The following is an 11,600-nucleotide window of genomic DNA, read 5'->3' on the forward strand; positions in this document are numbered from 1 at the left end:
CCATTTTGTCATCAACGGCAATAGTTTATACCAGAGAGAATGAATCTCCCAGTTCCTCCTCTTCTTCTTTTTTCTGAGTTTTCTTTGCATCATTTTCTTGCTGGACTCCAGTTGATTCGGGCGTTTGAGTGGAGCTGTTTTCCAATTGTTTCTTTAGCTCTTCAATAACTTCACGAGGGATTTGCATGGGGTTTTCACTGTCGTTTACCTCTTCTCCCTCAATGTGAATTTCACCTTCTTCAGTTATTTCAAGAATTTTTTTAGTACAACCTTCCGGTAGAGAGTTCTCAGCAACCCATTGAATAGGAATGCCTGCAATGATTATAGCGCCATCAACAATGCGTATGCCATCAATTGGAGCAAGTTCGGGTTTTTTACTGTAGTGATGATTTATAAGAGAACAAATAGACCAGAGTAAGTTATATGCCGCATCAAAAGGAAATCCTATTCCTATCCCTACACCTTGCCCCAGGTATCTTCCTGCTGTTCCCATAAGATGAGCCAAACTGATTGTACAAAAAGATGTAAAAAGCTTTGTTGCAATTACAGGTGCAAAGAGGGCAACTCCTGTTGTTCCTGCAGGACTGAAAATTAATAAGGTGCTTCCAACCAGAGCCGTTAGTTGAACCCGAGGGGATATGGCTGTGGTCGAATTAGTCGCGCCTTCGGCTAATACGACACCTACAGTGGCTCCAACATAGGCAAAAGCGGCGCCGAATAAAGGTTGTGTAATTGAGATGACGGGGAAGTTTGTGATTTGATCTTGTGCTTCTTTTTTATGACATATCTCATTTAAAAAATCTGCGAATTGTTTCCATTCTTTTTCAGTAAATGGCCTAAGCCCATCCTTTTCGAGAACCAGATTAGCATGCTCCAGAGCATGTGGCGTTTTAATAAGTCGCTCTGCAGTTAAATAACATGTTTCTTTATCTTCCTCATCCAGAAAATTCTCGGCAGTTATTCCTAAATTATCCTCAGTGAGTCGATATAAAGCAGAATTACGTTTGGAATTCCCAATTTGGGATTGCACATATAAACATGCAGCAATCATAAATCGTGCTGCAATGATATATACTTGACGTTGTGCGGGGGTTTTAATGTCTTGTTCATGTAGCAAATGGATTTTAAGAACCGCTTTGATTTTTTCCAAGAATGAAACCTGTTTGTTTCTACTGACAACATCGGTTCCTCCAAAAAAAATAGGTTTTCCTATCATCGAAGGTTTTTCATTTAAATCAACATGTTTTTCTGCTTCATAATCTTTACGTAGATTATCGAATTTTGCGATACATCCTGGTGTAAGAATAAAGTGCATGATGTCCCCCGTCCGTTGGCATTCTTGGTATGTACTATATGCGTGTAATTCCTTTTGTATATTTTATCTTACTTCGTAATTGTATAAATGCAATGTTATTTGATTACTATTTACTAAATTGCTTCAATATGTTGAAAGTTTATATTTTATTTAATGATTAAGCTTTTGAAATGATGCATTTTTTCAGGATTATGATACTTTTACTTATTGACTATAGTTATAGTGTAATTGCTAGGTATGTACGTCGTGTAACTTCAGTACTGAGTTATGCTACTACGTAGTTGCCCCTATGTGTATTTTTACCGGAACAGAGAAGGTGATTGAATTGATAAATGATATAAAAAAAGTGAGTGTCATGGAAAGGCTGAAACATTTATTTTTGCTTCTTCGTGTATCCCATTGGTCCAAAGCAGTCTTTGTGATGTTGGGATTTTGTTATACACCTACTCCTGGATATTTTATACCTGCTTTACTCGCTTCTTTAGCTTTTTGCCTGATTTCGAGTGCCATATACATTTATAACGACATTGAAGACAGAACAGAAGACAGCTTGCATCCTCACAAACGACATAGGCCAATAGCAAGTGGAAGTGTTTCTGTGGTCGAAGCGATTTTTATGTTGTTTTTATTGTTACTCACTGGACTCACTTTAGGTTGGTTAATTTCTAAAAAACTGGCAATTATACTCTGTATTTATTTAGTAATTAATGTTGCCTACAACCATCTTTTCAAATTGATTCCTATTGTTGATGTGCTTTGCATTGCTGCAGGATTTATGCTGCGCGTATTAGCAGGGACGTTGGGTATAGGTTTGCCTATTTCTATTTGGTTAATTGTTACAGCAACCTTGCTTAGCCTCTTTATTGCTTTAAACAAACGAAGGATGGAAATGCAATTAGGTCTAAAGCATGCGACACGAAAAGTATTGAAGAAGTATAATCCTCTAATGCTTCATTGGCTGATTCTTGTAATTGGTGTCAGCAGTTTCCTTACTTACGTTTTCTATATTATATACGCTCGTGATGAATCGTTTTACTTTATGTTGACAGTTCCATTTGCTGCAATTGCATTGTGGCGTTTTGCCTGGCTTGCAACGCAAAATATTGAAAATGATGATCCTGTTATTGTTTTTTTAAGCGATCGATTATCACGAATAAATCTTTGGTGTTTTGTAGTTTTAACCTTTATGGCTTTGGCTCAATGAAATCAGGAGTTCGTTGGTATGACAGTATTCTGATTTTATTGTTTTTTTATTTATTTATTCTGCAGATACAAGCGATTTGGCCATTTACCATTGATGATATGTACATTTCTTTGCGCTATGCCAAGCATTGGGCTGGTGGAGAGGGCTTATTATGGAATTTGCATGCTCCTCCTGTAGAAGGATATTCCAATTTTAGCTTTGTCGCTCTGGGCGCTTTAACCCTCCTGTTAAAAGGTAACCCCATAGTTGTTTTAAAAATAGCTGGATTATTCGGGCTGTTTTTTACCTGTTATTTTATTTACTTAATTAGCAGATTCTGGCTTTCTGTACGTGAATCACTTCTTCCATGTATGGGTTTATTATTTTATAAAGGTCAAATTATATGGGCAACTAGCGGTTTGGAGACTACAGTATATCAATCATTCATATGTGGGGCTGTATATTGTTGTTTTAGAGGAATGGGGTATAACCTTTTTCCTAATGTGCGTGCAGCCACACGAAAACCTTATTTTGTAAGTGCTGGGATTTTGCTTGCGCTGGCTGGAATGACAAGACCTGAGGCTCCTGTATTTATGATTTTGTTTTTTATTTTGATGTGCTGGGATAGGCCTAAAGAAAAAACAGAACAGTACTGGTATGATATCTTACTTTTTTGCTTAACCCTCATATTGTTTTATGGACCTTATTTTTTTTGGCGCCTCATTTATTTTGGATATTTCTTTCCTAATTCAGTTTATTGTAAAGGGCTAACTCAATCACTCACATTTTCTTTGGATTTTCATTACCTCAAACTAATTTGGCCATTAGCTCTTTTATCTTTGCCTGCCTGCATCAAGCCTCAAGATAAACGGTATTTTTTTCTATGGTTACCCAGTCTTGTTTACCTAATTATGCTAGCAGATTCAGATCCCGTGGTGGCATTTGATAATCGACTTTTTTTACCAGCTTTTGCTCTGTTGCTTCCCCTGTTAGTACAAGGTATTCGCAGAATAGTGTTTGCCTGTAGGCAAAAGGAGGATTTCACTTTCGCGTTGCTTTTTTATTTAAGTTTTTTTGTTTTTTTGTTTCTTTTTATCCCGGCCATGAGTTTGGCCGATTACCAGTACTTTAGCCAAAATCCAGTTAAAGGCGAACAATTACGTGGCAAGGTAGTGGATTGGTTACATAGTCATGGCTCTCCCAAGGATTGGGTGGTTTTAGCAGATAGCGGGTTGATTCCTTATGCCAGCCCACTGAATTTTATTGATTCATATTGTTTAAACAATTTGTCGATGGCCCACTATCCGACAAAACAGATGTATGAGCAATTTTGTAAGGAAGTTTTGCATAAAAAACCAGCATTTATCATTTTAACTTCGCTTATTGATCAAGGAAGAGTAATATATACCCCTAGTGATGTTTGTTTAAAAGCAGTTTTACGCAACCGTCACGACTATAAATTAAGTAACACTTATGTGAGCAATAACCCTGATTCAATGTATCGCTATGAAATATATGAAAATTCCACTTTTTTTTCATCAGAAAAGAAATAGATTAGAATTAAGGTTTGCTAGGGCAGTAGTGATTTTTGATGAGATACCTATCAACATAGTGTACTATCTCTCGATAATAAGAAATAAAATGAGTGAAGGATGATTCTTTATGATACACAAAATGCCAATATTTCTGCAAAAACTGCATAAAAAATTTCCGGTTTTTCTGTGTGATATTTTTGCTATTCCAGTAGCATGGTATACAGCATATTGGTTGCGTTATAACATGCATCCCTTACCTAAAATATTTACTTCGACGCATTTCATTATTGCCTTGACTCTATTAACAATGATTCAAGTTTGCTGTTATTTTTATTTTAAGACATACCGCGGCCTGTGGCGCTTTTTTTCATTAAACGATGTAGTACGAATTTTAAAAGCTACCCTCTCGGCTACAGTGTTGGGAATCCCTGTTTTATATCTCGCTTCAATTCTCCATGAGGTTCCTCGTTCTGTATTTCCTTTATATTGTCTGATTTTAACTACACTTCTTTGTAGTTGTAGGATGCTGAGAAGAATTTATTGGGATAAGCGAGCCAAATGGAATAAATCAACTGAAATGAAACGGGTACTCATTATTGGTGCGGGTATGGCGGGAGAAGGACTTGGCCGTGATTTAAGACGTTCCAATCAATATAAACCAGTAGGTTTTATTGATGATAATTTGGCAAAACGTGGTCTTGAGGTTCATGGAATTCCTGTTCTGGGAACGACTTGCCAAATCGCCGATCGAGTCAAGGAGTATGAGATTGATTTGATTTTTATTGCTATTCCATCAGCGAGTTCTTCGTTGATGCGCCGTATTGTAACCTGTTGTGAGGAGAGCCAAATTCCATTCAGTACACTTCCTGGCCTGAATGATTTAGCGTCTGGAAGAGTAGAGGTCAATGCATTAAGACCAGTTAATATAGAAGATTTATTAGGCAGGGATCAGGTCAATTTACAATGGGACCGATTAACAGCGGGTATAGCCGGCAAGCGAGTTTTGGTTACTGGTGGGGGAGGTTCAATTGGTTCAGAACTATGCCGACAAATTTTAGCCCTTAAACCGAAGAGTTTGGCAATAGTTGAAAACAGCGAGTTTAATTTATATCAAATTGAACTTGAGCTGAAGCAAGGTTTCCCAAATATCCCTTTAGAACTTAAGTTGATCAGTGTTACAGATGAAGTAGCGATTAATGATCTCTTTGCTGATTTTTTACCTGAAATAGTATTTCATGCTGCGGCATACAAACATGTACCACTTTTACAAAATCAAATACGTGTTGCAGTGGTTAATAACGTACTTGGAACTCAGACTGTTGCTAAGGCTAGCGTCACCGTTGGTGTCGAAAAATTTATTTTGATTTCTACGGATAAAGCAGTAAATCCAACCAACATAATGGGAACTACCAAGCGAGTCGCTGAGATTTATTGTCAGAACCTGAATGGAAGGGTTAACACCCAATTTATTACAGTTCGTTTTGGAAATGTTTTGGGTTCAGCGGGAAGCGTTGTTCCGTTATTTCAAAAACAATTACAAAGTGGTGGTCCGATAAAAGTAACTCATCCTGATATGCAACGGTATTTTATGACCATACCTGAAGCATGTCAGTTGATTTTACAGGCCATGGTTAATGGAAGAGGTGGAGAAATTTTTGTCCTGGATATGGGGGAGCCGGTTAAAATCAGCTATTTGGCAGAGCAAATGATTCGTTTGGCAGGGAAAGAGCCTGGAAAGGACATTATGATTGAATACACTGGATTACGTCCAGGAGAGAAGTTATTTGAAGAATTGTTCCATGAATCTGAACAATTGGCTTCAACAGAACATGAAAAATTATTCAAGGCAAAATTCCGTGAACTCAATTGGGACGAGTTAATTCAAACAATGCGCTTATTGAATACGGCTTGTCAGGAAAATCAGAGCGATGAGTTGTTTATCTTATTAAAAAGCTTGGTTCCTGAGTTAAATACAAGCACTGTAGCAACGGTAGCTTAATTGGTTTAAGAGTGTTTTATAGTACTCATTTATGAGGAAGAGGTTTTAAATGATTATATCGTTCGATGATTTTGCCAAAGTTGAATTGCGCTCAGGTACCGTTGTTAAGGTGGAAGAATTTCCTCGTGCAAAAAAACCTGCATATAAAGTTTGGGTTGATTTCGGCAAGGATATAGGAGTATTACAAACCTCTGCTCAAGTTACCGCACATTATACGCCAGAAACTTTATTAGGACGTTCCGTAGTAGGGTGTGTCAACTTAGGTGAAAAAAATATCGCAGGTTTTATCTCCCAATTTTTGCTGGTTGGATTTTCTGATGAAAATGGAGCGATATGCCTCGTAACCACCGACCCCAAAGTACCTAATGGACAAAAGTTGCATTAGGGGCTGTTGCTTTATAATTTGAAGGGTAAGCAGCCATAAAAATCGCTTAGAGATAGAGTTAAAACTTTTGGGAACCCATTACTTTAGTCTTAGGTTCGTATCGTTCACTCAAAGGTTGAATATTTTTTTTATGTAAATATTTTTTAATTTCTGGCAAGTCTTCTGCCCATTCAAGATAACTTTTCAAATTAGTATAATTGTCTTCATAACCTTTAAAAATATTATTTTTGTCTTTAAGCCTTTTAGGCCTACGCAAGTCGGCTATTTGTGCATTTGGATGAAGTAGATTTTTATCATGCAAGAGACAAATCAACTTATAAAAAGACAATGAAGTGGGTTTGTAATGACCACTGTTATTATCGATTGCAGTGATTTTTCCATGTTCTACTAACCACATTCCCGCACACCGTACTTTTTTTCCAGAAGTCATCGTTGAGTGATGATAGATACCAGACTCATGAATATGTGTGTAAAAATGGTTCTTATCTTTTGCATCCCAAATAAATGCAGCTGCGCCCAGTGGGCAGCCTACCTTAAAGACAAAATCAGCTAATTTACTTGTATTTAATTCAAATATATTTTTAGAATTTAATTTTTTAGCCATTAATTTATAATCACCATCCACATCTTCAATATGTACTGATACGTTTTCTGGAGATTCATAATTAACTGGACCCATTTTATTTTTATAAGAGCCACGCCAATTCGTACTAATATCTCGGGTTGTTGTGCTGATAGGATGCTTTTCCAGCCACAAGAAAAATGGGACTTTAGTTTTGGTCTCAACCCATTGATAAAAAGCAATATTCATTGGATATTCTGCGGTATTACGTTTACTTTTTAAATCTTCGAGCATAAATTCAATGGGACGATGAACTGGATCTTGCTTTTCCAATAAAGTGCCACTACTTAAACGAAAAAACTTCTGTTTACTATGTTTATTTTCTTCGGTCTTTAGGGTCTTAAGTAGTGATTTCTTATCTACATATTTCGAATGTGCATGCTTATAATACTCGCTTAATTTATTTAGGTAGTTTATTTTCTTGTTTGCTCTCTGCTGTAACCCATGGATCCATGGATCTATAGAGCCTTTAAGGCGGGTATCTTTTCGTGGCTTTGTAGATGTTGAGTCCAAAAATCCAACTGGAAATTTATCCCCAGTTACGTTCTCTTGTTCTTTAGATATAAATTGATCGCCTAAATAATCCTTATACTCTTGAGCAAGTTGTGCTATTTGTGTTAATTTTTTCTGTCGTTTGGGAATATTTTTTAAGGTTACTTTTGAAATATTATGATATTCATCTAATAGATTAGATAATTTGTTAATTAATTCTTTAGCATTTGGATCATCATGTTGTTTACAATTTTTTAAAATCATAAGCCAATCATCAAGGGCGTAAACATCTTGCCATATAGCCATGGATTAAAACCTTTACTATATTAATCTAATTGTGTACAAAAATAGATTATACCATTCAATTATAATACAATATGTTTTAAATGTGAGTTTTTATGCCTAAATACAGAAAAATTAATTTAAATGAAGCAATTTTCTTACTACAAAATAATGTACCAGATTTAGTTTCTTTAGACTTGAGCGATCAAGAGATTAGCGAACAATGTTTGTATGAACTGGTTAACGCCATAAACGCAAATATTCATTTAAAACGAATTAAAATGAATGGCTGTATGATTGATGATGATAAAATTAAAATCTTATCAAGGCTAGGTTCAATTGAAGTGCTTTCATTACGAGCGAATAAAATCTCAGATAAAGGTCTGCGTTTATTGGCTACCATTCCATCACTTAAAAAATTAGATCTAAGTTCTAACAATAATAGATATGACAAAAACATTACTGCAAAAGGTTTGAAGTTTTTTGTTAGGAATTCAACTCTAGAACAACTCATTTTAAGTGATAATGAACTTAATGATGAATGTGCAAAAACTTTAGCAAAAACTAATTTACGTCGGCTCATATTAAGTAATAATCAAATTACTCATAAAGGAGTATCTTATCTGGCTGTACATAAAAAACTTAACTTTCTCGATATAAGCACAAACAAAATTGGTGATGCTGGTGCTATTACTTTAATTAATGAGAATTTAAGAATTAGAGGGTTGGTTCTCAATAATAATAAATTAAGTATAAAAGCAATAGCTAAAATGAACTCTGAAAAGTTAAAAAAATTAGATAGATTAGACATCTGTTTAAATCCATTAGGGCAAGATGGAATTAAGTTATTACAAGATAAACGAGGATCACAGGATGGATTAAGCACTTTCTTTTGTCAAAAGAGAAATAGAAGTTTCATTAAAGGATTATTTAATACGATTCATACACAATTCTTGCCTAACAAGGACAATAAATCAGAACAATCTATTGTGTTTAAATGCACTTTGTAATGAGAACATTAGAGATTTGCTTAAATAAGAACAAGCCCAATTTAGTTTGGGCTTGTTTCGTGTGAATAAATTGATGTAAAAATTAAACAGGTGGGAAGAGATCCTGAAACTTAACACGCGATTTGAGGTGTAGTGCTTTTTTCCTGTTCTTCGACAAGTCAAAAATCTTATAGATTATGATGGGAACGATAAAGCTAACCATACCTATGTAAAAAGCAAGCTTATAGGTAGGATCTTTATTCAGTACCAGGAAAAATAAAGCAATACACATAAGTATTATTGCGAGAATTCCAGTGTAGGGAGAGTAAGGGGTCACATAGCGAAGATTCGCTGTAGTATACCCAGCTTGATATAATCGACTCCTAAAACGAATTTGTGAGGTGCACAAGGATATCCATGCCAGAGTCCCTGTAAATCCAGATACAAGAAGAAGGGCGATATAGAGTTGAGTTTGTCCGAAAAAGTACCCTACACCTAAAAGAATCCAGATGGTGATTAAGGTTGCAATAATCGCATTTTGTGGTACTGAATTATGATTGAATTTGGCAAATGTATGTGGAGCCATACCATCACGAGCTAAAGCATTCAAAGCCCTGACAGTGCCATAAAATCCCGAGTTAGCACACGATAAAGTAGCGCTGAGGGTCACAAAACTGGTTACAGCACCGGCCCATTTGAGATTGTAAAAATTTAGGGCATCTGCAAACACAGAGTTAGATAATCCGGCTTTTTGCCAAGGGAAAATTAATACAAGGCAAAATACGGGAATGATGTAGATGAAAAGAATTCTTAAAGTTACATTGCGAATTGCGTGTGGGATCATCCGTGCAGGGTTTTCTGATTCTCCAGCAGCAAGACCAATGATTTCAGAACCTTGATAGTTAACCAGCAAGAGAACCATCGCGGTTAATAGAGACATGGTCCCGTTAGGAAGAAATCCTCCATCGCCTGAAATATACTTCGAGCCAATAAATCCATCTGAGTCAGGGCCGTGAATTAGGCCTAAGAAAATTAAAATAGCTAAGATAACGAAGCCAAATAAAGCCAAAATCTTAATCAAAGCCAGCCAAAACTCGATTTCACCAAAAGTATCTACTTTGGCCAGGTTAATGTATGTAATCAGTAAGCCGAAGCAAACAGCCCATACATAACCATTTACTCCAGTAAACATTTCCATGATGATTCCCCCCGCAACACATTCGGCGGGGATGTATGCTACCCAACTGATCCAATAAGACCATCCTACGCCACAGGCAACGGATGGAGATATAAAGTCAGCGGTGTATGTGACAAAGGAACCTGAAATAGGAATTGCTACAGCAAGTTCACCCATACAAAGCATGGTGAGAAAAATAATCAAGCCGCCTAGTATGTAAGCTAGAAACACGGCAGGACCGACAAGGTTAATTACTTCACCAGTACCTAAAAAATAGCCTGATCCGATAATTCCCCCCAAGGCTATCAGCTGCACATGACGGTCTTTCAATCTTCGGCTATAACCACTGTCTTTAATGGGTTTATCTGTTTCAATCTTACTCTTTTTCACGGGCTGTTTAGTTCTCACAGGTTGTCATAATTTTGGGTGACGCTATGTTATATTCATCTGCAATAATTTAAAACCATTCTCAATTAAAAAATCAGAAATATTTTTTATATATACTAAAATATCTTTTGAGCAAGATATTATAAATCATTTTTTATCTATTTGAATATTTATTTGCTAGATTAGTGAAAATTATTACAGATAAAATCATAATTTATTGATTCAATTAAGAGATTAAACCTGCAAAAATGATTGTAATCATTAGTATTCATGTAAAAACGTGGTTTTTTGCTTGGTTTCAATACTACGACAATTCACAGCAGTTGCATCATCATTTAACTTGAGTATACTTTTCAATACGCCGCTGTAGCTCAGTTGGTAGAGCAGTTGATTCGTAATCAAAAGGTCGTGTGTTCGATTCACATCAGCGGCATAGTAAAATCAATAAGTTACAAATTTTTATTGAAGTGGTTTGTTTTTGTGTCGCAGCTGTGTCGCAGTTAAAATGGGTTCTTTAACCTAAAAAATATGAATTATGGTTTGGAATATATTACAGGTATGACATTCATTTCTTTTGCGGCATGGACAAATGAGGAAACAATCCATAATAGTTGAGTGATATTTCCCTTTACTTTTTTTCCTTTCTTTATACTATTGAATTGGTTGGTTATTTCATTTTTAGAAATGAATGAACAAACTAATATGCACTTTCTGTATAGTTGTGGATTTCTTTGGATGATACATAAATGGTTCTTGAGCTCTGATCTATTCCCTTGCCTCAATCTAATAATATCAGACTGGTTATACGTCTTTATTAATTTATCTTTTTTCCTGAGCATAAAATCATCAGGTGTAAAGTACATATTTCCCAGATTTTTAATTGCCTGTCCTACAACATCATGAAGGTTTGAGGCAGATGTACTTGTTTCTCCAAATTTGGAATGAATAAAGGAAATACTTGGTTCTTGCATATTGAAGGTAATGTGGTCTGCCCATTCATTTCCAAGATCATCGCAAAATATATAATCTTCTTTTTTAAATTCAGCCTCAACTTCATTGAATATTGATTTCGGTTCGAAATTTAAGGAAGATGAACTGATTTTACCTTTTTCATGCGTATTCCGGAGGACTTGATCACTAATTCCGTTAGTCATTTGATCACCGATTCCGGAGTATTTGATCACTTCAACGCCTCACGCAGTGGATTATCTTTTAAAGGGGTTTAGTCTGTAAA

Annotated in this window: 9 protein-coding genes and 1 tRNA gene; 6 read left to right on the plus strand and 4 right to left on the minus strand. The window is 35.8% G+C overall.

Annotation, left to right across the window (positions count from 1 at the left end):
* Window positions 1-25 precede the first annotated feature (25 nt).
* Complete coding sequence (locus tag ELY20_RS01325) at window positions 26-1,315, minus strand: hypothetical protein (RefSeq protein WP_110141335.1); 1,290 nt, start codon at window positions 1,313-1,315, stop codon at window positions 26-28.
* 316 nt (window positions 1,316-1,631) lie between these two features.
* Here ELY20_RS01325 and ELY20_RS01330 point away from each other — a divergent pair, with 316 nt between their 5' ends.
* The 4 genes from ELY20_RS01330 (at window position 1,632) to ELY20_RS01345 (ending at window position 6,417) form a co-directional block, all read left to right on the plus strand.
* Window positions 1,632-2,519 carry a decaprenyl-phosphate phosphoribosyltransferase gene (locus tag ELY20_RS01330; RefSeq protein ID WP_110141355.1) on the plus strand — a complete coding sequence of 296 codons (888 nt, stop codon included), beginning with the start codon at window positions 1,632-1,634 and terminating at the stop codon, window positions 2,517-2,519.
* Complete coding sequence (locus ELY20_RS01335) at window positions 2,516-4,051, plus strand: protein LphB (RefSeq protein ID WP_110141336.1); 1,536 nt, start codon at window positions 2,516-2,518, stop codon at window positions 4,049-4,051. The genes ELY20_RS01330 and ELY20_RS01335 overlap by 4 nt, the downstream gene beginning before the upstream one ends.
* A gap of 109 nt (window positions 4,052-4,160) precedes the next feature.
* Entirely contained in the window at window positions 4,161-6,032 is a 1,872-nt protein-coding gene (locus ELY20_RS01340) for a polysaccharide biosynthesis protein (RefSeq protein WP_110141337.1), read from the plus strand.
* A gap of 49 nt (window positions 6,033-6,081) precedes the next feature.
* Window positions 6,082-6,417 carry a tRNA-binding protein gene (locus ELY20_RS01345; RefSeq protein WP_110141338.1) on the plus strand — a complete coding sequence of 112 codons (336 nt, stop codon included), beginning with the start codon at window positions 6,082-6,084 and terminating at the stop codon, window positions 6,415-6,417.
* A 58-nt stretch (window positions 6,418-6,475) separates the two neighbouring features.
* On the opposite strand, the gene ELY20_RS01350 is transcribed toward ELY20_RS01345, so the two are convergent.
* Entirely contained in the window at window positions 6,476-7,795 is a 1,320-nt protein-coding gene (locus tag ELY20_RS01350; protein ID WP_126955653.1) for a hypothetical protein, read from the minus strand.
* Window positions 7,796-7,929: 134 nt separating this feature from the next.
* Between ELY20_RS01350 and ELY20_RS01355 the strand changes: the two genes are divergently transcribed.
* A complete protein-coding gene (locus tag ELY20_RS01355) occupies window positions 7,930-8,823 on the plus strand; it encodes a leucine-rich repeat domain-containing protein (RefSeq protein WP_110141340.1) in 894 nt (297 codons plus the stop codon).
* A gap of 82 nt (window positions 8,824-8,905) precedes the next feature.
* Here ELY20_RS01355 and ELY20_RS01360 read toward each other — a convergent pair whose 3' ends face one another.
* Entirely contained in the window at window positions 8,906-10,387 is a 1,482-nt protein-coding gene (locus ELY20_RS01360; protein ID WP_110141341.1) for an amino acid permease, read from the minus strand.
* Between the two features lie 339 nt (window positions 10,388-10,726).
* On the opposite strand from ELY20_RS01360, the gene ELY20_RS01365 reads away from it, so the two are divergent.
* Window positions 10,727-10,799 (plus strand) — tRNA-Thr (locus ELY20_RS01365).
* 100 nt (window positions 10,800-10,899) lie between these two features.
* Here the strand turns inward: ELY20_RS01365 and ELY20_RS01370 are convergent.
* Window positions 10,900-11,520, minus strand: a complete 621-nt coding sequence (locus ELY20_RS01370) for a hypothetical protein (RefSeq protein WP_110141342.1) — start codon at window positions 11,518-11,520, stop codon at window positions 10,900-10,902.
* Between the last annotated feature and the right edge of the window lie 80 nt (window positions 11,521-11,600).

Source organism: Legionella qingyii, assembly GCF_003990155.1.
Lineage (GTDB): Bacteria > Pseudomonadota > Gammaproteobacteria > Legionellales > Legionellaceae > Legionella > Legionella qingyii.